We start from the raw sequence: 19,702 nt of genomic DNA, 5'->3' as shown, positions 1-19,702 counted from the left end.
AAGAGTCAGCCGCCGACCAGGGGAAGCCGGATCTCGAACCGGCACCCCGGCCCGTCGTTGACCACCCCGATCTCCCCCTCGTGCGCCTCCACGATCCCCTGCGCGATGGCCAGCCCCAGCCCGGCCCCACCGTCGGCGGTAGGAGTACGAGCGGCCTCCCCCCGGAAAGCCACCTCGAACACCCGAGGCAGATCCTCCTCAGGTATCCCCCCACAACAATCGGCAACCGACAGACAGGCCATCCCCTCGGCATCCACTTCGGCCCTGAGCACCACGGTCCGATCCGACGGCGTGTGCCGGATGGCGTTGACCACCAGATTCCCCAGGGCCCGGCCCAGAGCGCCCGCGTCGGCCTCCACAGGTACGGCCGCAGCCGCCTCCGCCGTGAGCACCACCCCCTTGGCCCGGGCGAGCGGCTCCGCTCCCGCCAGCGTGTCGGCCACGAGATCCGCCAGGCCGATCCTGGCCCGCGACAGCCGCAGCGCCCCCGCGTGGATCCGCGACAGCTCGAACAGGTCGTCCACCATCGCCGACAGCCGTTCCACCTCAAGCTTGATCTGCCCGTGATAGCGCGCCACCGTCGGAGGGTCGCTCACCACCCCGTCCTCGAGCGCCTCGGCCATCGCCCGCATCCCGGCCAGCGGCGTACGCAGGTCGTGGCTCACCCACGCCACCAGCTCCCGCCGTGCCTCCTCAAGGGCCCGCTCACGCGCGTACGCCTCCTCCAGGGTGTTCGCGATCGTCTGCAGCTCCGCCGGCAACCCCCGCGGCGCCACGAACGGCATCTCGCGTACGGCCGCCACCAGCCGCCTGCTCTCCCCGACCACCCTCCTGGCCAGCACGAACGCGACCCCAAGCCCCACCAGCCCGCCCACGGCCACCACGCTCAGCACGAAGTCCTTGGTCGACCCCTCGATGATCATCTTGTTGATGATCGCCACGACGCCGGCCAGCGTGGCCGCCACGGCGACCACCACGACCACGGCCAGCATCACCCCGATGGACCGGGTACGCAGCCGCCACATCACCCAGATGCCCGCCAGCGAGATGAGCAGCCCCAGCCCGGCCGTCACGGCCACGACCATCGGCAGGTCACCGGCCGCCACGGTGGGCGGAACCGGCGCGAACGCCATCACGCGCCCTCCAAGGGCTCGTACCGGTACCCGACCCCCCACACCGTGACGATCCTCCGCGGCTCGGTCGGGTCCGGTTCGATCTTCTCCCGCAGCCGCCGCACGTGCACCGTCACCGTGGAGGAGTCCCCGAACGACCACCCCCACACCTGGTTGAGCAGCGCCGACCGGCTGAACGCCTGCCGCGGATTGCGCATGAGGTAGGCCAGCAGATCGAACTCCCTGGCGGTCAACATCACCTCGTCCCCCCGCAGCCGTACCTCATGGGCCCCCACGTCCACCACGAGATCGCCGTCCCGCAACACCCCGGTGCCACCGGTGACGGAGGCGCCCCGCGCCCGCCGCAGCACCGACTGCACGCGCAGCGCCAGCTCACGCGGGCTGAACGGCTTGGTGACGTAGTCGTCGGCCCCGGTCTCCAGCCCGACCACCCGGTCGATCTCCTCACCGAGCGCGGTCAGCATGATCACCGGCACCGGCCAGCGCTCCCTGAGCTTCCTGCAGACCTGCAGCCCGTCGATCTTGGGCAGCATCAGGTCGAGCACCATGAGGTCGGGCGGATGCGCCAGCGCCCTGCGCAGGGCCTCGACGCCGTCGCCCACGCACTCCACCTCGTGCCCGTCGCGCTCCAGATATCGCGCCACGACCTCGGAGACCGTGGGATCATCGTCCACTACCAGGATGCGCGTGTTCACCTCTTCACGGTACGGCGGGGCCGCCCGGAAGTGACATGTACGTCATGGCTTCGTAAGGCTCGCGGATCATTACCCGAAGACGTACGGTTGCCTCATGAGTAAAGTCGTCATGCTCGTCATAGGGACCCTGCTGGGTCTCTTCGTGCTGTTCACCTTCGTGCTGCCCATGCTGGCAGCCCTGCTCAAGCTTGTCCTGATCGTCGGCGTGATCGCCCTCATCGCGTTCGTCGCGGTCACCGTGATCGGCAAGTCCTCCCGCTCGAGCTGATGCACCTCCTGTTCGATCCGTGGCTGGCGGGGATCACCATGATGGCGATCCTGCTGCTGGCCGCGTGGGCGGCCACGTTGCTGCCCACCCTCAGCGGGGAGTCGCCGAGCTTCCCGCTGACCTACGCGCGCCGCTCGGCCTTCCAGCGGCAGCGCGATCCTGACGCGGCAGGTCGTTCGCGTCCACGAGCGCCTTAGGCGTGCCCCGCTTCCCGTCAAGCGGGGCTTTCTCCATGAGTGAGCCCCTTCCCTTCCCGAGAAACAGGGCTCATGATCGATTCTCTTGTCACGTTCGTCATCGGCATGTCCGGGGGTAGCGCCGCCCTCGGGATCGTGCTGTTCACGCTGGCCGTACGGCTCCTGCTGCTGCCGCTCAACGTGCGCCAGGCCCGTACGACGAAGATCCGCGAACGCCTCGCACCGAAGCTGCGGGAGTTGCAGAAGCGTTTCGGGCGCAATCCCGAACGGCTGTCCAAGGAGCTCAACGCGCTCTACGCCAAGGAAGGCACCTCGCCGTTCGCCGGGTTCCTGCCGATGCTGGCGCAGTTGCCGTTCATGTGGCTGATGTACCGGGTGGCGACGCACCCGACCGCACTGGCCGGCCACACTCTGTTCGGGGCTCCGCTGGGTCAGCAGGTCGCCGGGGCGGTGGCTAATTACGGTCTGGTCAGCATGCCGATTTTGGTCTTTGTATCGGTCATCCTGCTGGTCATGGCGGTGGCGTGGTTCTCCGCAAGGCAGATCAAGGTCGCCGAGGAGCAGCCGGAGCTGATGAAGAAGATCATGCCGCTGCTGCCGTACGGCTCGGTGCTGGCCGCGCTGGTGCTCCCACTGGCGGGCGCGCTCTATCTGCTCGTCTCGACGGCGTGGGCCGTCGGCGAGCGGGCCGTGCTCGCTAGCCGGCCTCTCTGAGTGCCGCCACCTGCCCGTTCACCGACTGACTGGGGGCGGGCAGGATGGCCCAGACCGTCGTCGTGTCCCCGTCGTGCCTGACCCCCCAGCTCTCCGCCACGTATTCCACGATGCCGAGCCCCCGGCCCCCGAGCGAGGACAGGGTCGGGCGTCCCGCCCGCGGCTCGGTCGCCGCACCCCCGTCGCTCACCGCCACTTCGATGTGATCGTCGCTACGCAGCCATGCCACCCGGACCATGCCGGAAGGCAGGGGGTGCGCGTGCCGCAGCGCGTTGCTCAGCAACTCGCTCACCACGAGCACCGCATCATCGATCGCGGCGGAAAAGACCCCACTGTCCTGCAGATCAGTACTCAGACGCTGGCGGGCGACGGCAACGCTGGACGGCGCGTACGGCAGCAGCACCACGCTTGACACACCCACCTCCCCGTTACCCGTGCCCCCCGCGGGAACACTCCCCGGTACGACCGAAATGCCCCGTTACTCGATCCCAGAAACCGCATCTCGATCACAGCTTGTACACATTGGACGATAGATCAGCGCAACCGTGACCACCTCGTTACCGCATCGGTGTGTCGGATCCGATAGGGGTCGCACACCTGAGCACGAGTCGCATTCTGGTGCCACCCCCCGGTCGCGGATGAGCGCTGACATCTCCCCCTTGTGCCCTCGCGAGGCTGCGGACGATGTAGAGACCGAGCCCCACTCCACCAAACCGTCTTCTGTCCCCGCTGTCCACCTGGACGAATCTCTCAAAGATCCGCTCCCGGTCAGCCGGGGCGATACCGACTCCCTCATCCTCGACGACCACAACAACGTTGTCGTCTTCCGGCCAGGCCGCCACGTTGATCAACCCGCCCTTCGGCGAGTACTTGAACGCGTTCTCCAGCAACTGCCCCAGGATGATGTCCGTAGCCAGCGGGTCACCCAGCACGTACGGCAGCCCGCCGGAGACGTCCACCTCCACCCGGTGCACGTCCGACAACTCGGGCAGCCCCAGGGTGGCCGCCTCGATCCGCTGGGCCAGGTCGAACTCCTCGATCCGCACCTTGAGCTCGTCGGCGCCCGCCCTGGCCCCCAGCAGCAGGTGGTCCATCAGCTCGCCCAGCGACCTGGCCCGCTCGGCGATCGTGTGCACGGCCGAGCGCCGCTCGGAGTCGCTCATCTTGTCCCAGCGCGCGTCCAGCGTGCTGGCGAACCCCCTGACGATCGTGATCGGCGTACGCAGCTCGTGGCTGGTCGTGGCCAGGAACAGGTCCTTGGCCTCCTCCAGTTCCTTGGCCGTGGTCACGTCGCGGAAGTCCACGACCACCTCGCCCGTCTCCTCGATCTGCGCGCTCACCACGTCCAGCCACCGCCCGTTGTCCATCTGGAAGGTGACCTTCTCGCCGTCGATGGGCAGCGGGAACGGCGGCGGCCCGCCGATGACGGACTCGGCGGGCAGCGCGGTCAGCCCGGCGGCGGCCGGGTTCCACCGCACCACCTGGCCGGCGTGGTCGAGCACGGCGATGCCGTCCGCGCTGGCGTCGAACACGGCCCGCTCGTGCGCCCGCTGCCGCACCGCCTCCTGGTAGGCGACCGCGTTGCCGACCGCGATGCCCGCGTGCCCGGCGAGCAACTCCAGCAGCTCCAGCTCCAGGTGACCGGGCGTGCGCCGGGAGAACAACGCGTAGAGGGCGCCGTACGGGCGTCCGCCCACGGCCGCCAGCCCCAGCGCGATCGTGTGCAGGCCGCCCAGCCGCGCCCACACCAGGTCGCCGAGCCCGTCGGACTCCAGCATGACGGTCTTGCCGGTGCGTAAGAGCTTGTCCACCAGGCTCGTCCGCAGGTCGGTGGTGGTGCCCCTGATCGAGTCGGGCAACTGGTAGGTGCTCACCAGTCGCAACCGCTCACCCTCGATGAGCACGAACCCGCCCGCGTCGGCCCCGGTCAGCTCGGTGAGGTTGGCCGAGATGCGATCGAGCACGGCGGACAGCTCAAGCTCGGAATTGATGTCGCCGACCACGTCGGTCAGCCGGCGCACGAGCCTGGCCCGGCGCGCCATCCGGTTCCTGGCCAGCTCGTCGGCCTGCGCCGGGTGGTAGACGCACACGTAGCCCGCCACGGCGCTGCCCAGCCGCAACGCGCTGATGTCCACCCGCAGGTCGAGCAGGTCTCCGTCGCGGTGCAGGCGTTTGGTGCGCAGCGACACCGGGTCGCCGGTCCGCACGCGCTCCAGCACGCCGTTGTGCTCGGCGCTCAGCTCGTCAGGCACCATCGGCGCCCGCCGCCCGAGCAGCTCCTCCGCCGTCCATCCGAACATGCGTTCGGCCGCGGCGTTCCACACCAGCACGCTCTCGTCGCGGTCGAGCGCCACGACCGCGTTGGGCGAGCTGGCGAGCACCGCGCGAGAGATCTCATCGTCACTACCGGCCCATTCGTCCCCCACTCCTCCATAGTGCACGTGGCGCGGTGGGTACGTCGGGCGATCCGTCCGATACGCTGCGGTCACGGTGATTCCCGACGGGCAGGAGGGTGAGGGTATGTCGAGCAACGATCTCGATGCCCTGCTGAGGGTGACCTCCAGCACCTATCGGGGTGACACATTCCCTGACATCGCCTTCGGCACCTACGACGGGGCCGTGGGCAGGCTGGTGCTGGCCGTGACGGGCAAGGGCCTCGCGGCCTGCAGCTTCGAGGCGGAGAACGACGTCTACGAGTTGGTCACCAGGCATGTGGGCAGCTTCATCGGGCCCGACGCCAGGCGGCTCGACCCGGTGCGCAGAGAGCTGGACGCGTACTTCTCCGGGCGGTTGCGCGCGTTCGCCACGCCGGTGGACCTGGCTCTTGCGACCTCCTTCGCCCGTACGGTGCTGCAGAAGACCATGGCGGTCCCCTACGGCACGACCACGACGCTGGAGGCGATCGGCGAGAGCATCGGCCGGCCGCGCGCGCTGCGGGCGATCGGCAACGCGCTGGCCTCCAACCCGCTCTGCGTGATCGTGCCCTGCCACCGGGTGGTGCGCGAGGACGGCGTGCTCGGCGACTACGCGGGCGGCGCGCACGCCAAGCAGCACCTGCTCAACGTCGAGCAGCGGAGCGCCGCAGCAGGCCGATGAGCAGCGTCACCAGCGCGGCTGCCAAGGCCCCGCCGAGCGCGCCGTTCATCCACGGCTGCCGGGTGAAGCCGATGGCCTCGCGCACGCCGTTCCACAGCGCGTCCCATTCGGGGACCGTCGGCGTCGAGGTCGTCAGCCAGTAGGCCACGAAGCCCAGCGCCCACGGCACCAGCATCGACCAGCGCGAGGGCGCGTTCTCCGCGGTGTTCCAGCGGCCGGCGCCGCCCAGCACGAAATACTCCACGGCGAGCACCGCGAACATCGGCACGAACACCGCCCCGATCACACCCAGGAACGCGCCGTAGGAGTTGACGTCGGCGACCAGGGCGATCAGCACGGTGAGCACGCCGATGACGACGGAGAAGACGCGCCGGTCCATGCGCGGCATGAGGTTCTGCAGCGAGACCGTGGTGGAGTAGACGTTGGCGAAGGACTGGTCGGTCTCGCGCAGCACCAGGATCCCGAAGAACAACGCGCCGAGCGGCACCGCGACGAACGCGCCGAACACCGACCCCGCCTCCGCCCCGCCCGCGATGGCCACCGCGTACACGCCCAGCCCCAGACACGCCACCTGGGCCAGCGTGTAGCCGCCGACCACGCCGGTGAAGGCGGCCCGGCCGGAGCGCGAGTGGCGGGCGAAGTCGGCGGCCATCGGCACCCACGACACCGACAGCGCGATCACGTAGTCCACCGCGGCGGGGAAGGCCGTCCAGGTGCCGCCCTCGTGCGTGGGGGCCTCACGCAGGAAGAACACCGCGAACCAGACCATCGCCACGATCACGCCGACGGTGACGTACCGGCGCAGCAGCCGGATCGACCCGAGCGGCCAGATCGTCAGCGCGGTGGTGAGCACCCCCGCCACGATCACCCACACCTGGTACGGGACCGAACCGAAGATCGCGGTGGCCCCCTGCGCGATCACCCAGAGCTCGAAGGCTCCCCAGCCGAGCATCTGCACGATGTTCAGCACCGTGGGCACGTAGGAGATCCTGGCCCCGAACAGCCCGCGCAGCAGCACCATGGCGGGCTTGCCCTCCCGCGTGCCAGGGATGGCGGACAGCCCCACCATGGCCGTGCCGATCAGGCTGCCGACCACCGTCGCCACCAGCGCCGCGGCCAGGCTGAGCGGGGCGTTGCCGAGCGGGTCGAGCAGGAACAGCGCTCCGGAGAAGCCGAGCAGGCTGACCCCCAGGTTCGCCCAGAGCGCACCCTGGTCGAGCACCCCGAGGGTCCTCGGCGCCGTGCCTTCGAGGGTCAGAGGGACTTCTTCGACGCCATGCGTCATCGCGCACTCCCTACGCCGGCATTACCCGGACAGGTTCAGGCGGTCGGCAGCGGATTTCTAGCTGCCCTCTCAGCCCGGCGACCCCGAGCTCCCGCGACGATCTGTAGTTGGCGCCCTCATCATGCCTCAATGGCGACTAATCCGCCATAGTGGGTGACTTCACGCCACGAAGGGCGGCTGTCCCGTCTCGCTCACCATCGGCCGGCGCGCGGACTCCCACGACTGCATGCCGCCCCCGACGTTGATCGCGTCGCGCCCGATCTGGTTGAGCCAGGCCGCTACCTGCGACGAGCGGCCGCCCACCCGGCAGACGACGTAGACCGTGCGGTCGTCGGGGACCTCCTCGACCCGGCCCTGGATCTGGGTCATGGGGATGTGCACGGCCTCGGGCGCGTGCCCCGCCAGCCATTCGTCCTGCTCACGGACGTCGAGCAGGTAGGCGTCGGAGGGAACGGCGTTGGCCTCGATCTCAGGAACGGTCATGACTCCATCATCTCGCGGCGAGGGAGTGCCGTCGTCTGGAGGAGGAGCGACGGCGGCATCTGGCGACCGAGCCCGCCTCACGGAGTGAGGCCATGAACACGCGCGTCGTAGGTGGCACGCGCCGCGGCGATCTCCCCCTGATGCTGCTCGGTCCACGTGACCAGGGACTTGATGGTCTGGTGCAGCGTACGGCCGAGCGGTGTCAGCGCGTAGTCCACCCTGGGCGGCACGACGGGATAGACCGTGCGGCTGACCAGCCCGTCGCGTTCGAGCTGACGCAGGGTGACGCTGAGCATGCGCTGGCTGACGCCGTCGATCTCGCGGCGGAGCTGGGTGAAGCGCAGGCTCTGGCAGTCGAGCAGGGCGATGACCAGCAGCGACCACTTGTCGGCGATGCGGTCGAGGATCTGCCGGACCTCGCAGTCCTCCCTGGTGTCCCACTGGCGTACGTCGTAGTCGTCGTCCATGGTGCCTTCGCAGTAACTGAGTGACCTCAAAGTGCCGTCTTCCATGACATTTCATGCTGGCCCATGATGTGGACGGTTACAAGAGATAACTGACATGCCGAGAAGTAACCGGGGGTTTGTTGTGTCTGTCCCTGCCCGCTCCTGGGGCGTACTGATCATCTTGTGCGGGGCCATCTTCCTTGAGGGCATCGACGTGGCCATGCTGAACGTCGCCCTTCCGTCGATCCGGGCCGACCTCGGGCTGTCCACGGGCATGCTGAGCGGGGTCGTGAGCGCGTACGTGCTCGGTTACGGCGGTTTCATGTTGCTCGGCGGCCGGGCGGCCGACCTGCTGGGCCGGCGGCGGATGTTCCTGCTCTGGCTGGTGGTGTTCCTGCTCTTCTCCGGGCTCGGCGGCTTCGCGGACGAGGGGTGGGTGCTGCTGGTGGCCAGGTTCGTCACGGGGGTGGCCGCCGCGTTCATGACGCCCGCCGGGCTCTCACTGATCACCACGACCTTCCCCGAGGGCCCGCGGCGCAACCGGGCCCTGCTGATCTACGCGGGGACGGCGGCGGGCGGGTTCGCTCTCGGGCTGGTGATCGGCGGCCTGCTGACCGCGATCGGCTGGCGCTGGGTGTTCTTCGCCCCGGTCCTGCTGTCGCTGGCCCTCCTGATCGCCGCGATCCCCCTGCTCAAGGAGCCGGCCGCGGAACGCCGCCCGGCCGGGGGCTTCGACCTCGTGGGCGCGGTGAGCATCACGGGCGCGATGATGGCGCTGGTCTACGGCGTCGTACGCCTGGAGCACCCGTCCGACGGCCTGCCCCTGACGGTCGCGGCCTTCGCCGGCGGCCTGGCCCTGCTGGCGGTCTTCATCGCCGTCGAACGCCGCTCCGCCACTCCTCTGGTCCGCCTCGGCCTCCTGCGCTCGGGCCCGCTGGTCCGGGCGAACCTGATGGCGGCCCTGCTCACGACCTCGTTCTTCGGCTTCCAGTTCCTGATCACGCTCTATCTCCAGGAACTGCGCGGCTGGTCCGCCATCCAGACAGGCCTGGCCCTGCTGGCGGCCGCCGCCGACGTGGTGCTCGCCCCGACGCTCACGCCGTGGCTGGTCAACCGCTACGGCAACGCCAGGGTGGTGCTCGGCGGCCTGGTGTCGGGGCTGCTGGCGTACGCGTTGTTCCTCGGGGTGGGCCTGGACTGGACGTACGCGGCCATGTTGCCGTCGATGTTGCTGATCGGCCTGATGTTCGCCTTCGTCTACGGCCCGCTGACGATCGTGGCCACCGACGGCATCGCCGAACACGAGCAGGGCCTGGCGGGCGGGCTCATCAACTCCTCGTTCCAGTTCGGCGCGGCCCTGGGCCTGTCGATGGTGACGGCGGTCAACGTGGCGGCCCTCGGCCAGGCGTCGAGCGCGGAGGCCGGGCTCGACGCCATGCGCACCGCCCTGGTGGTGCCCGTGACGGCCACGCTGCTGGCCGCGGTCATCGCCGTCGCCGGCCTGCGCACCCGAGCCCGGCGGCAGGTGCTGAGCGCTACTTGAGCAGCTTGGACAGGCGGCGGTCGGCCAGCGGCTTGCCGCCTGTCTGGCAGGTCGGGCAGTACTGCAACGAGGAGTCGGCGAACGAGACCTCCCTGATCGTGTCGCCGCACACGTCGCACGCCTGCCCGGCACGGTTGTGCACGCGCAGCCCCGACTTCTTCTCCGCCTTGAGATCCTTGGCCGCCAGCCCATGGGCCCGCTCGACCGCGTCGCGCAGCGTCGTGACGATGGCCTCGTGCAGGTCGGCGATCTGCGCGTCGGTCAGTGTCGCCGCGACCTTGAACGGGGACATCTTCGCCACGTGCAACACCTCGTCCGAATAGGCGTTGCCGATGCCCGCGATGACCTTCTGGTCGCGCAGCAACCCCTTGATCTGGGTGCGGTTGCCGCCCACGATGCGTTTGAGCGCGTCGACGGTGAACGCCTCGGCGAGGGGGTCGGGGCCGAGCGCGGCAACACCGGGCACATCGTCCGGATTTTTCGTGACATAGACGGCCAGCCGCTTCTGCGTCCCCGCCTCCGTCAGCTCGAACCCCGGCGCCAGGCCCTCGTCGTCGGGCGCCAGCCGCACCCGCGCCGCCAGCGGCCCCTTGCCCGGCCGCACCGGCTTGGCGCCCGAGAGGTCGTCGCGCCAGCGCAGCCACCCCGCGCGGGCCAGGTGGATGACCAGGTGCAGGCCGTCGCAGTCGAGGTCGAGGAACTTGCCGTGCCTGGCCACGCCGGTGACGGTCAGCCCGCCGAGCGCCGTGACCGGCGGGTCGAAGGTCTTGAGCGCCGAGAAGGCGACCACGTCGACCCCCAGGATCGTGCGGCCCACCGCGCGCTCGCGCAGGAAGTGGGTGAGCGACTCCACTTCGGGAAGTTCGGGCATGTCACCAGAGTACGATGCGCCCCCGACTGTTCACGGCACGTCCCAGAACGCCAGCTCGTGAGCCATCCCCTCCGCGAACAGGGCCTCGGCCCGCGCGGGATCCGGATCGGCCTCGTCGATCATCTCCCCGATGCGCACGGTGAGCGCCTCGAACCCCGGGTCCGCGTACGTGTCCACCCAAGCTCGATATCTCGGCTCAGCAGGCGGATTCTCCGCCAATATCCGCCCAAGACTCGAATATCCCCACATGCACGGATACAGCGCCGCCAGCCCCTCCCCGTACGACGCCGCCGACTCCAGCAGGAACGCCGTGTACGCCGCGCACGCCGGCCCCTTGACGGCCCCCTCCAGATCGGCCCCGAACTCGGCCGACATCGTCCTGTGCAGGCTCAGCTCGTCATGGAAAGTGGTGTGCGCCAGGTCCACCAGGTCACCGAGGTGCGCGTCGGGCGCCTGCCAGGCGAGCCGCGCGAAGACCCGTACGTAGTCCAGCAGGAACAGATAGTCCTGCTCCAGCCACGACCGGAACACCGCCTCCGGCAGATCGCCGCGCCCGATGCCGGCGACCGTGGGGTGCAGGAGCTGATCCTGGAGCAACGGCCGCCCGATGGCGTGCAACTTCTCCGAAACACTCATGGCTGGGAGGTTAGTGTCGAAGGATGAGGGTGACGATCGCCGAGGAGCTCCTCCTCCTGGCCCACAGCGACGACAAGGGCAAGCAGATCATCAACACGACCCAGCTCGACCCGGCCGTGGCAGGAGCGCTCCTGGCCGAACTGGCGGTCACCGACCGCGTGGAGCTGACCAAGAAGAAGGTGACGATCAAGGACCCGACTCCGCTCGGTGACGAAGAGCTCGACGCCTTGCTGGCCCGCATCGCCGACAAGAGCGCGCCCAGGAGTCCGGCCTGGCGGTTGTCGAAGCTGCAGTCGGGCAAGCTGCGCAAGCGCCTGCTCACCCGCCTGGCCACCACCGGCGTGCTGACGGAGCAGCAGAGCACGGTGCTCGGCCTCTTCCCGGTCACTCGCTGGCCGGAGGCGGATCCCAGCGTGGAGGCGAACGTCAAGGAGCGGGTCTCCGCCGTCCTGACGGGCGCGGACCCCGACCCCCGTACGGCGGTCCTGATCGCGATCGTGCACGCGGCCAAACTGGACCGCAAGGCGTTCCCCGGCGCCGACAGGGCGCGCGTCAAGCAGATCGCCAAGGGCGAGTGGGCGGGCGACGCGGTGGCGAAGACCATCGCCGCCGCCAACGCGGCCGCCGTGGCCGCCATCACCGCGGCCACGTCGGCCGCCACGACGGCCTCATCGGGGAGCTGAGGGGGGCTCAGCCGGCGTCCACGATCTCCTTCGGCACCGGCTTGTCCTCCTTCAACGCGTTGAACAGCGCCAGCGCCTTGGTCCGATCCCACTTGACGGCCGAGCCGCCACCGGCGACGACCTCGTTCCCGCCGAACGGCACCACCGTGGTCACCGGGCTTTCACCCATGGCCAGACCCAGCGAGAGCATGTCGAACGTCCCGGTCCCCGAGTCGACCTCGACCGCGTCGGTGGCGCTCGACGCCAGCGGGATCGCGGTGAACGGGTTGAGCAGCACTCCCGGGCTGGCGGCCTTCTTCACGACCGCGCCGAGGAACTGCCGCTGCCGCTTGGTCCGCTCGAAGTCGGGCAGCGCGCCGCCCTTGCGGGTGCGTACGTAGCCGAGCGCCTGGGAGCCGGTGAGCTCCTGGGGGCCCTTCTTCAGGTTGAGCCCCGCCTTGGGGTCGTTCACGGCCGCGCGCACGTTGATCTCGACCCCGCCGACGGCGTCCACGATGTCCACGAACCCGGCGAAGCCGATCTCCATGTAGTTGTCGATGTGCACCCCGGTGACGGTCTCGACCGTGCGGACGAGCAGCTTGGGGCCGCCGATGGCGTACGCGGAGTTGAGCTTGTCGCGGCTCTTGCCGGGAATGGTGACGGCGGAGTCGCGCGGCAGGCTGACCAGCGTCGGCTTGTCGCCGGCATCGGAGATGTGCAGCAACATCATCGAGTCCGTACGCTGCCCCGCGGCCTTCCCCGTGGCCAGCTTCTTCCGCTGGGCGGCGGTCAGCCCCTTACGGCTGTCGGAGCCCACGAGCAACCAGTTGGTGCCCGGGGTGTCGGCGACCCGTCCCTCATAGTCATCGAGCACACCGTCGATGCCCACGAGACGGGAGTCGATCCAGAAGATCATCCCCACGGCGGCGACCAGGAGGAGGACCAGCAACCCGGCGACGACGGTGCCGGCGACCCTCCAGGAGAAGCCCTTGCGCGGCTTCCTGGGGGGCTTATGACCGACGGCGGCCTCATCATGATCACTCGACGACCGAAGCGGCCGGACCGGGGCGTTCCCGGCCCGCTCCCGGCCGTAGACCCGTGAGCTGCTGCCGCGAGGCGGCGACGGCTCGGCCCGTGAACCAGCGCCGCGAGGTGGCGGCGGCTGCTCGGACTGAGCAGGGGGAACGACGGGAAGCTTGTGCGTGGGCGCCGCGGGCTCTCCTCCCCCCGGCATCCGGTGAGCGGGCGCGCCTCCCGAGCGCAGGCCGTCGTCGCCCAGCCCTGGTGGCAGCGGGCGGCCATCGCCTGGCGAGCGCATGGCCCGCGTCCGGTCGTCCTCAGACACTTCGCCTACTTCCCTTCGCTTTGTCATAAACGCTACGTCCAACCCCCTAGCAGTGAAGACGTTCCGCCAAGCTTTTCCCACGGAAAAGTACGCGGAACTAGCGGAGAGTCACTGCGGAAACATAGATGCCACCAGCGTCGTTACGGTTATGGACGACCTCTATCGAAGGGATGATCGTGTCCGAACCGGACCCGTGGAGTCTTAGCCCGTGCTCGGGCACGGGTTACTCTGAGGGCTCACTACGGTGAGCGCCTATCTCGGGCTACTGGCCCTCTTGCTCCTCACCGCGGCGACCGGCTATTTCGTCGCCCAGGAATTCGCCTTCGTCGCCGCCGACCGCGGCCTCCTCCGTGAGCAGGCCGCCGCGGGCGACACCTCGGCAGAAAAGGCACTCCGGGTCACCTCCCGCCTGTCCTTCATGCTCTCCGGCGCCCAGCTGGGCATCACGGTCACGGCACTGCTGGTCGGCTTCCTGGCCGAACCGGCGATCGCCGTGCTGGTGCGCCCCTGGCTGGCGGCCACGGGCCTGCCGGACGCCGCGATGACCGGCCTGTCAGTGGCGGCAGGCGTGTTCGTGGCGACAGTCGTGCAGATGGTCGTGGGCGAGCTGGCTCCCAAGAACCTGGGCATAGCCAGGCCGGAGCCGGTGGCCAAGTTCCTGGCCGGCTCGACCCTGGCCTACCTTTCCATGGTCGGCCCCGTAGTCAAACTGTTCGACTCGGCGGCCACCGGCCTGCTCCGACGCGTCGGCATCGAGCCGGTGGAGGAGGTGGAGCACGGCGCGACGCCGGAGGAGCTCTCCCGCATCATCGCGGAGTCGACCCAGGCGGGCGAACTCCCGGCAAGGCTGTCCGATCTCCTAGAAAGGGCCCTGGAATTCGGCGACCGCACGGCGGAGGAGATCATGGTCCCCCGCCCGAGAGTGGTGGTCCTGCGCAGCTCCCAGCCCATAGCCGACCTCCTGGACGCCATGCGCACCTGCGGTCACTCCCGCTACCCGGTGCTGGCGGAGGACGGCGACGTGGCAGGCGTGACAGGCGTCCGCGAGCTCCTGTCCTCCGGTCTGGACGAGGGCCTGATCGCCACGATCACCCGCCCCGCCCTCCTGGTCCCCGACTCGGTTCCGCTCCCCGCGGTGCTGGACAGGATGAGAGCGGCGAAGGACGACATCGCCTGCGTCATCGACGAGTACGGCGGCCTGGCAGGCGTGATAACCATCGAAGACCTGGCAGAAGAGCTGGTGGGCGAGCTGGTGGACGAGAACGACCCGGAGCCGGCGGGCGCGGTGGAGCAGCCGGGTGGGATCTGGGAGGTCCCCGGCCGGCTGCGCCTGGACGAGGTCGAACGCGCGACAGGCCTCGGCCTGCCGGAGAGCGACGACTACGACACCCTCGCCGGCCTGGTCCTGGCCAAGCTGGGCAGGATGCCCAACCCCGGCGACACGATAACGGTCGAGGTCACCCCGGACGACGTGGATCCGTTCGCGGAGGAGAACGGACAGGACACGGCAGAACTGACGGTCATGTCCCTCAACCGGCGAGTCCCTGAATGGGTCCGCCTGACCCCGGTCCAGCACGCGGAGGCGACACGCCGATGACCATGATCATCCTGAGCGTGGCCCTGCTGGTCTTCAACGCGCTGTTCGTGGCGGCGGAGTTCGCCTTCGTCAGTTCCAGACGCCACCGCCTGGAGGAGATGGCCTCGGGCGGCAACCGCATGGTCAGGCTCGCCGCCAGATCGGCGGCGAGAGGCAGCAGGCAACTCTCCCTGATGCTCGCGGGCGCCCAGCTGGGCATCACCCTGTGCACACTCGGTCTGGGCCAGGTAACGGAGCCGGCGATAGAGCACTACCTGGAGCCGGTTTTCGGCCTGGTAGGCGTCCCAGAGCCCATGCGAGTCCCGATCGCCCTGATCATCGCCCTGACACTGGTGACCTTCCTCCACATGGTCGTCGGAGAGATGGCCCCCAAGTCCTGGGCTCTGACTCACCCGGAACGAGCGGCCCTGATCCTCACGTTCCCGTTCAGAGCCTTCACCACGGTCATGCGCCCTCTGCTCTCGGCCCTGAACGCGGCGACGAACTTCATCCTCCACCTCTTCGGCGTCAAGGCCAGAAACGAACTGACAACCACCAGAACCCCCCGCCAACTGGCCATGCTGGTAGGCGAGTCAGGCCGGATGGGCCTCCTGGACAGAGAGGAACACGACCTCCTGACGCGGGCCCTGAGACTAGACGACGAAGGCATAGAACGCCTGATGGTCCCCATAGCCAAGGCAGTCAAGGTCAAGGCAACGGCAACAGCCACAGAGATCAAAAAAACAGCAGCAGGCAGCGCCCACCTAAGACTCCTGGTAGAAGGCCCAGAAGGCATAACCGCAGCCCTACACGTCAGAGACGCGCTGCTGACCCCCACAAGCAACGCGGCAGACCTGGCAAGACCCCTACCGAAGCTGACCTGCACCACCCAGGTCCCAGAAGCGGTGACGATCCTCCAAGAACAGAGATCCCACCTGGCTCTAGTAACGAATCAGGATGGAACCGTCATCGGAATGGTGAGCCTCACAGATTTGGTCGGAGAACTCTTGGACACAAGAGCCGCATAACTGTGACTTAAGCCACAAGGGCCCGGGAAGGGACGCAAGCCATGAGAAAGCGGGTTGCAACCCCCCGGCCCCACACTCCGAAGGCGACCCACACCCGCTACGGACAGAAAAGAAGCAAGCAACCTCTTGCCATCCCCCTCTGGCTTCGCCAGGGTGGGAACCCGAACCCGGCAGGGATTGTGATGGGGTCTGGGGCAAAGCCCCAGGAGCGTCAAGCGACAATTGCTGGGGGTCCGGGGGTTATCCCCCGGGTAGACATGACGAGGGGACCAATGGAAGCTTGCAAAGCAAGCGACCAAGGGTCCCCAGTCAACGAGTGGGCGAGGAGGGATTTGAACCCTCACGTCCTTTCGGACACACGGACCTGAACCGTGCGCGTCTGCCGTTCCGCCACCCGCCCTTGTGGGTGCGGAAAGAACAGTAGCACGGAACAGTCACTGGTACTGAACCCGGATACGATCGCATAAGACACGTGAGCGGAGGAGCTGGGCGCGACAGCTGAACGAGCGCCAGGGACGCCGTGACGTGGAACGAGCGGGAACCGGGCGCCGAAGCGTCTGGGGGCCGCGATCATATGCACGGAGGAAGGGAGGTACCCGGTGGGAGTCCTTCAGCGCTTCGAGCGAAGGCTCGAAGGCTTGGTTGAGGGGGCCTTTGCGCGGGCGTTCAAATCTGACCTTCAGCCGGTCGAGGTCGCCAGCGCGGTTCAGCGGGAGATGGATGAGCGTGCGGCGATCGTCGCTCAAGGTCGCACGCTCGTGCCCAACGACTTCGTGGTCGAGTTGTCCACGACCGATGCCGAACGGCTTGAGGTCTATGCGGACAGCATCAGCCACGAACTGGCCAACCTCGCCAGGGAGTACGCCAAGGAACAGGGCTACTCCTTCGTGGGACCGGTCCGGGTGCGCTTCGAAACCGCCGGTGACCTGGCTGTGGGGCTGTTCCGCATCCGCTCAGGCGTCATCCGCGGCGCGACGGTCGAGCAGGACGAGATTCGCCAACCGGCGAGCGACCTGCCACCGTCGAGGCCCGGGGCTTTCAACGGGCGGCCCCGGCTGCTCGTCTCCACTCAGGACGATCCGCAGGGCGACCGCTCCTACGAGCTCACCACTCCGGTGACCTTGCTAGGCAGGGGCACCGACTGCGATCTTCGTCTCGTCGATCCGGGGGTTTCGCGGCATCATGCGGAGCTACGCGTCGAGGGCCAGCTCGTGGCCCTCGTGGATCTCGGATCGACGAACGGCACTTTTGTCAATGGCCAGCCGGTACGCAGGGTCGAGCTCCAGAACGGCACGCGAGTGACTCTGGGGCGTACGACTCTGGTGTTCCGGCGCGATTAGAGGTAGACAGACGGTCCATGTCCGAGCTCACGCTGCTGCTGATCCGGCTCGCTTTCCTGGCGGTGCTGTGGTTCTTCGTCATTGCCGCAGTCGGCGTGATCCGGACTGACTTGTTCGGCTCACGCACGGCTCCCGCGGGCGCACGTAAAGGTACGAAACCCGCGAAACCGGTGGCCAAGCCCAAGAGCAAAAAGGGCGAGCCACGCCAGCTCATCGTTACCGGTGGCCCACTTCAAGGCACCACCATTAATCTCACGGAGACGCCCATCACCATTGGCCGGGCGACTGACGCCACGCTGGTAGTCACCGACGACTACGCTTCCAGCCGGCATGCCCGGCTCTTCCCTCAGGACGGTCAATGGATCGTGGAAGATCTTGGGTCCACCAACGGCACGTATCTCGACCGCTCGAAAGTCACCCGCCCGACCCCGGTGCCGCTCGGTGTTCCGATCCGCGTCGGCAAGACAGTCATTGAATTGCGCAAATGACCATCGCACTCCGCTACGCCGCCCGCTCGGACGTCGGCCTCCTCCGCGAAGGAAACGAGGACTCGGCGTACGCTAGCGGCCGCCTGCTCGCCGTCGCCGACGGCATGGGCGGGCACGCTCACGGCGAGGTGGCGAGTTCAGTCGCCATCGCCGCCATGGCCTCTCTGGAAGAGGCTCAACAGGGGGGTGACCTGCTCAACACCATCGAGGCGGCGGTACGCGACGCCAATCGCAAGCTGCACGAGATGGTGGGGCGGGATCCCAGCCTCAAAGGCATGGGGACGACTCTCACGGCCATGCTCTGGCACGGCACCCAGGTCGCTCTGGTGCATGTGGGCGACTCGCGCGCCTATCTGCTCAGGCGCGGGGAGCTCTACCAGATCACCCATGACCACACCCTGGTCCAACAGCTCGTCGACGACGGGCGCATCACGCCGGAAGAGGCGGCCACGCATCCGCAGCGTTCGATCCTGCTGCGCGCGCTCGACGGAAGCGGCGAGGTCGATCCCGATCTCACGCTCCGCGAGGCGCAGGTGGGCGATCGTTATCTGCTGTGTTCCGACGGCCTTTCTGGCGTGGTGAGCGCGGAGACACTGCACGCCACGCTCACCAACATCGACGACCCTGAAGAGGTCGTCCGCCAGCTCATCGATCTGGCGAACCGTGGTGGCGGGCCCGACAACATCACGTGCGTGCTGGCCGACGTGCTGGAGATCACCGATGGGCAGCAGATGCCCGACGAGATCGCCATCGTCGGCGCCGCGGGCATGACCCGGCTGTACGGAAGTCCCCAGGACCTCGCGCCGGGGCGAGCCGGCGCGGTGACCGCACCCCAACCGGTGCTCACCGACGGCGAGCTCGATGAGCCGGTCGCCGAGACGGCGCCCCGGCGATCGCGCAAGCGCCGTCGAATGTGGCCCGTGCTGGTCACCGTGCTCGGTGTCGGCATCGTCGGAATCGTCGGCGCCGGTTACTTTGGATACCAGTGGACTCAGGACCAGTTCTTCGTCGGTGCCAGTGGCGACGAAGTGGTCGTGTTCCAGGGGATCCAGCGGGAGTTGGGTCCGTTCCCGCTCTTCCATGTCTCCAAGCCCACTGGCAGGCGGCTCTCCAAGCTCTCCGAGGCTGACCAGGCCCTGATCAAGGGCGGCATTCCGGTCACCACCGAGGCCGAAGGGGTGACGAAGATCAACGGCATGAAGACCACCGAGGAGCAGAAGGACAACGAGACCCCCGCGAAGACCACCGCGTCCCCGACGCCCACCAAGCCAACCCCCACCACTACCAAGACGAAGCAGCAGTAGATGAGCGAAGTCGCGGTCGACCCCGTCCCGATGCCCGCCAAGCGACGCATGGCCCAGTTGGTCATGCTCGCCCTGGCGGTGGTGATCGTCATGGTCGCGTACGCGAACGTGGGCCTGGCCGTGGACGGCCAGGTTCCCGCCGGCATGCTGGCCTACGGGCTGGGGCTCGGCGGTCTGATGCTGGCCGCTTATCTGGTGCTGGCCAAGTTCGCCCCGTGGGCCGATCCGCTGATCCTGCCGCTCGTGACCGTGATCAACGGCCTGGGGCTGGTGATGATCTACCGGCTGGAGGCCGCCAAGATGGGCGGTGCCTCCACGGCCAACCAGATCATGTGGACCGGGGTCGGGGTCGTCATGTTCTCGATCACGCTGATCGTGCTGCGTGACCACCGGGTGCTCCAGCGCCTGACCTACACGGCGGGCGCGATCGGCCTGGTCCTGCTGGCGATCCCGGCGCTGCTGCCCGGCTCGCTCAGCGAGGTGCAGGGCGCGAAGATCTGGATCAGGATCGGCTCCTTCTCCATCCAGCCGGGCGAGTTCGCCAAGCTGGCGCTGGTGGTCTTCTTCGCCGGCTACCTGGTGGCCAAGCGCG

Annotated in this window: 22 protein-coding genes, 1 tRNA gene and 1 riboswitch; of the genes, 12 read left to right on the top strand and 11 right to left on the bottom strand. The window is 68.4% G+C overall.

The window, feature by feature from the left end:
* Window positions 1-5 precede the first annotated feature (5 nt).
* Window positions 6-1,133, bottom strand: coding sequence for a sensor histidine kinase (locus ACFPZ3_RS05820; protein WP_379512899.1), 1,128 nt, complete (start codon window positions 1,131-1,133; stop codon window positions 6-8).
* A complete protein-coding gene (locus tag ACFPZ3_RS05815) occupies window positions 1,133-1,828 on the bottom strand; it encodes a response regulator transcription factor (protein WP_379512898.1) in 696 nt (231 codons plus the stop codon). Before ACFPZ3_RS05815 ends, ACFPZ3_RS05820 begins: the two co-directional genes overlap by 1 nt.
* Window positions 1,829-1,922: 94 nt before the next feature.
* On the opposite strand from ACFPZ3_RS05815, the gene ACFPZ3_RS05810 reads away from it, so the two are divergent.
* The 3 genes from ACFPZ3_RS05810 to ACFPZ3_RS05800 all read left to right on the top strand — a co-directional run bounded on the left by ACFPZ3_RS05810 (window position 1,923) and on the right by ACFPZ3_RS05800 (window position 3,007).
* Window positions 1,923-2,096 (top strand): hypothetical protein, encoded by a 174-nt coding sequence (locus tag ACFPZ3_RS05810; protein WP_379512897.1) that lies wholly within the window; start codon window positions 1,923-1,925, stop codon window positions 2,094-2,096.
* The gene (locus ACFPZ3_RS05805) at window positions 2,096-2,293 is read left to right on the top strand and encodes a DUF6412 domain-containing protein (protein ID WP_379512896.1); all 198 of its coding nucleotides are present in this window, start codon (window positions 2,096-2,098) and stop codon (window positions 2,291-2,293) included. Before ACFPZ3_RS05810 ends, ACFPZ3_RS05805 begins: the two co-directional genes overlap by 1 nt.
* Before the next feature lie 72 nt (window positions 2,294-2,365).
* The gene (locus ACFPZ3_RS05800; RefSeq protein WP_379512895.1) at window positions 2,366-3,007 is read left to right on the top strand and encodes a YidC/Oxa1 family membrane protein insertase; all 642 of its coding nucleotides are present in this window, start codon (window positions 2,366-2,368) and stop codon (window positions 3,005-3,007) included.
* Here ACFPZ3_RS05800 and ACFPZ3_RS05795 read toward each other — a convergent pair.
* Entirely contained in the window at window positions 2,991-3,422 is a 432-nt protein-coding gene (locus ACFPZ3_RS05795; RefSeq protein WP_245641903.1) for an ATP-binding protein, read from the bottom strand. The genes ACFPZ3_RS05800 and ACFPZ3_RS05795 overlap by 17 nt on opposite strands.
* Window positions 3,423-3,564: 142 nt before the next feature.
* Window positions 3,565-5,433 (bottom strand): ATP-binding protein, encoded by a 1,869-nt coding sequence (locus ACFPZ3_RS05790; RefSeq protein WP_379512894.1) that lies wholly within the window; start codon window positions 5,431-5,433, stop codon window positions 3,565-3,567.
* Between the two features lie 94 nt (window positions 5,434-5,527).
* Between ACFPZ3_RS05790 and ACFPZ3_RS05785 the strand changes: the two genes are divergently transcribed.
* The gene (locus ACFPZ3_RS05785) at window positions 5,528-6,103 is read left to right on the top strand and encodes a methylated-DNA--[protein]-cysteine S-methyltransferase (RefSeq protein ID WP_379512893.1); all 576 of its coding nucleotides are present in this window, start codon (window positions 5,528-5,530) and stop codon (window positions 6,101-6,103) included.
* On the opposite strand, the gene ACFPZ3_RS05780 is transcribed toward ACFPZ3_RS05785, so the two are convergent.
* From ACFPZ3_RS05780 to ACFPZ3_RS05770, 3 genes are all read right to left on the bottom strand, one after another.
* Window positions 6,066-7,388, bottom strand: coding sequence for a purine-cytosine permease family protein (locus ACFPZ3_RS05780; RefSeq protein ID WP_379512892.1), 1,323 nt, complete (start codon window positions 7,386-7,388; stop codon window positions 6,066-6,068). The genes ACFPZ3_RS05785 and ACFPZ3_RS05780 overlap by 38 nt on opposite strands.
* Window positions 7,378-7,493, bottom strand: a riboswitch (TPP riboswitch). It overlaps the preceding gene by 11 nt.
* A 54-nt stretch (window positions 7,494-7,547) precedes the next feature.
* On the bottom strand, window positions 7,548-7,871 hold the full coding sequence (locus ACFPZ3_RS05775) for a rhodanese-like domain-containing protein (protein ID WP_379512891.1): 324 nt from the start codon (window positions 7,869-7,871) through the stop codon (window positions 7,548-7,550).
* Window positions 7,872-7,948: 77 nt separating this feature from the next.
* Complete coding sequence (locus ACFPZ3_RS05770) at window positions 7,949-8,383, bottom strand: winged helix-turn-helix transcriptional regulator (RefSeq protein WP_379512890.1); 435 nt, start codon at window positions 8,381-8,383, stop codon at window positions 7,949-7,951.
* Window positions 8,384-8,459: 76 nt separating this feature from the next.
* Between ACFPZ3_RS05770 and ACFPZ3_RS05765 the strand changes: the two genes are divergently transcribed.
* On the top strand, window positions 8,460-9,860 hold the full coding sequence (locus ACFPZ3_RS05765; protein ID WP_379512889.1) for an MFS transporter: 1,401 nt from the start codon (window positions 8,460-8,462) through the stop codon (window positions 9,858-9,860).
* Here ACFPZ3_RS05765 and ACFPZ3_RS05760 read toward each other — a convergent pair.
* Entirely contained in the window at window positions 9,853-10,731 is an 879-nt protein-coding gene (locus ACFPZ3_RS05760; protein ID WP_379512888.1) for an Fpg/Nei family DNA glycosylase, read from the bottom strand. The genes ACFPZ3_RS05765 and ACFPZ3_RS05760 overlap by 8 nt on opposite strands.
* Window positions 10,732-10,761: 30 nt before the next feature.
* Window positions 10,762-11,367, bottom strand: coding sequence for a TenA family protein (locus ACFPZ3_RS05755; protein WP_379512887.1), 606 nt, complete (start codon window positions 11,365-11,367; stop codon window positions 10,762-10,764).
* 23 nt (window positions 11,368-11,390) lie between these two features.
* On the opposite strand from ACFPZ3_RS05755, the gene ACFPZ3_RS05750 reads away from it, so the two are divergent.
* Window positions 11,391-12,050 (top strand): GOLPH3/VPS74 family protein, encoded by a 660-nt coding sequence (locus ACFPZ3_RS05750; RefSeq protein WP_379512886.1) that lies wholly within the window; start codon window positions 11,391-11,393, stop codon window positions 12,048-12,050.
* 7 nt (window positions 12,051-12,057) lie between these two features.
* On the opposite strand, the gene ACFPZ3_RS05745 is transcribed toward ACFPZ3_RS05750, so the two are convergent.
* Entirely contained in the window at window positions 12,058-13,374 is a 1,317-nt protein-coding gene (locus ACFPZ3_RS05745; protein ID WP_379512885.1) for an LCP family protein, read from the bottom strand.
* 244 nt (window positions 13,375-13,618) lie between these two features.
* On the opposite strand from ACFPZ3_RS05745, the gene ACFPZ3_RS05740 reads away from it, so the two are divergent.
* Together ACFPZ3_RS05740 and ACFPZ3_RS05735 are read left to right on the top strand one after the other, a co-directional pair.
* Entirely contained in the window at window positions 13,619-14,971 is a 1,353-nt protein-coding gene (locus ACFPZ3_RS05740) for a hemolysin family protein (RefSeq protein ID WP_379512884.1), read from the top strand.
* Window positions 14,968-15,978: a hemolysin family protein gene (locus tag ACFPZ3_RS05735; RefSeq protein ID WP_379512883.1), complete on the top strand. Its 1,011-nt coding sequence runs from the start codon at window positions 14,968-14,970 to the stop codon at window positions 15,976-15,978. Before ACFPZ3_RS05740 ends, ACFPZ3_RS05735 begins: the two co-directional genes overlap by 4 nt.
* A 317-nt stretch (window positions 15,979-16,295) precedes the next feature.
* On the opposite strand, the gene ACFPZ3_RS05730 is transcribed toward ACFPZ3_RS05735, so the two are convergent.
* Window positions 16,296-16,378 (bottom strand) — tRNA-Leu (locus ACFPZ3_RS05730).
* A gap of 199 nt (window positions 16,379-16,577) precedes the next feature.
* Here ACFPZ3_RS05730 and ACFPZ3_RS05725 point away from each other — a divergent pair.
* From ACFPZ3_RS05725 to ACFPZ3_RS05710, 4 genes are all read left to right on the top strand, one after another.
* Window positions 16,578-17,318 (top strand): FhaA domain-containing protein, encoded by a 741-nt coding sequence (locus ACFPZ3_RS05725; protein ID WP_379512882.1) that lies wholly within the window; start codon window positions 16,578-16,580, stop codon window positions 17,316-17,318.
* Window positions 17,319-17,335: 17 nt separating this feature from the next.
* A complete protein-coding gene (locus ACFPZ3_RS05720; RefSeq protein ID WP_379512881.1) occupies window positions 17,336-17,806 on the top strand; it encodes an FHA domain-containing protein FhaB/FipA in 471 nt (156 codons plus the stop codon).
* Window positions 17,803-19,110, top strand: a complete 1,308-nt coding sequence (locus ACFPZ3_RS05715; RefSeq protein WP_379512880.1) for a Stp1/IreP family PP2C-type Ser/Thr phosphatase — start codon at window positions 17,803-17,805, stop codon at window positions 19,108-19,110. Before ACFPZ3_RS05720 ends, ACFPZ3_RS05715 begins: the two co-directional genes overlap by 4 nt.
* Window positions 19,111-19,702, top strand: a 592-nt coding sequence (locus ACFPZ3_RS05710; protein ID WP_379512879.1) for an FtsW/RodA/SpoVE family cell cycle protein, incomplete at its 3' end; no start/stop codon positions are given. It abuts the gene before it with no gap.

This window comes from Nonomuraea insulae (assembly GCF_042656245.1).
The sequence above is the reverse complement of the archived record's forward strand: the minus strand, read 5'-3'. Positions and strand labels throughout refer to the sequence as shown.

Bases quoted from the DNA above. Each gene is read 5' to 3' on its own strand.
- ACFPZ3_RS05820 (WP_379512899.1), bottom strand. From the start codon at position 1,133: ATGGCGTTCGCGCCGGTTCCGCCCACCGTGGCGGCCGGTGACCTGCCG.
- ACFPZ3_RS05810 (WP_379512897.1), top strand. From the start codon at position 1,923: ATGAGTAAAGTCGTCATGCTCGTCATAGGGACCCTGCTGGGTCTCTTC.
- ACFPZ3_RS05805 (WP_379512896.1), top strand. From the start codon at position 2,096: ATGCACCTCCTGTTCGATCCGTGGCTGGCGGGGATCACCATGATGGCG.
- ACFPZ3_RS05800 (WP_379512895.1), top strand. From the start codon at position 2,366: ATGATCGATTCTCTTGTCACGTTCGTCATCGGCATGTCCGGGGGTAGC.
- ACFPZ3_RS05785 (WP_379512893.1), top strand. From the start codon at position 5,528: ATGTCGAGCAACGATCTCGATGCCCTGCTGAGGGTGACCTCCAGCACC.
- ACFPZ3_RS05780 (WP_379512892.1), bottom strand. From the start codon at position 7,388: ATGACGCATGGCGTCGAAGAAGTCCCTCTGACCCTCGAAGGCACGGCG.
- ACFPZ3_RS05775 (WP_379512891.1), bottom strand. From the start codon at position 7,871: ATGACCGTTCCTGAGATCGAGGCCAACGCCGTTCCCTCCGACGCCTAC.
- ACFPZ3_RS05770 (WP_379512890.1), bottom strand. From the start codon at position 8,383: ATGGAAGACGGCACTTTGAGGTCACTCAGTTACTGCGAAGGCACCATG.
- ACFPZ3_RS05760 (WP_379512888.1), bottom strand. From the start codon at position 10,731: ATGCCCGAACTTCCCGAAGTGGAGTCGCTCACCCACTTCCTGCGCGAG.
- ACFPZ3_RS05755 (WP_379512887.1), bottom strand. From the start codon at position 11,367: ATGAGTGTTTCGGAGAAGTTGCACGCCATCGGGCGGCCGTTGCTCCAG.
- ACFPZ3_RS05750 (WP_379512886.1), top strand. From the start codon at position 11,391: ATGAGGGTGACGATCGCCGAGGAGCTCCTCCTCCTGGCCCACAGCGAC.
- ACFPZ3_RS05735 (WP_379512883.1), top strand. From the start codon at position 14,968: ATGACCATGATCATCCTGAGCGTGGCCCTGCTGGTCTTCAACGCGCTG.
- ACFPZ3_RS05720 (WP_379512881.1), top strand. From the start codon at position 17,336: ATGTCCGAGCTCACGCTGCTGCTGATCCGGCTCGCTTTCCTGGCGGTG.
- ACFPZ3_RS05715 (WP_379512880.1), top strand. From the start codon at position 17,803: ATGACCATCGCACTCCGCTACGCCGCCCGCTCGGACGTCGGCCTCCTC.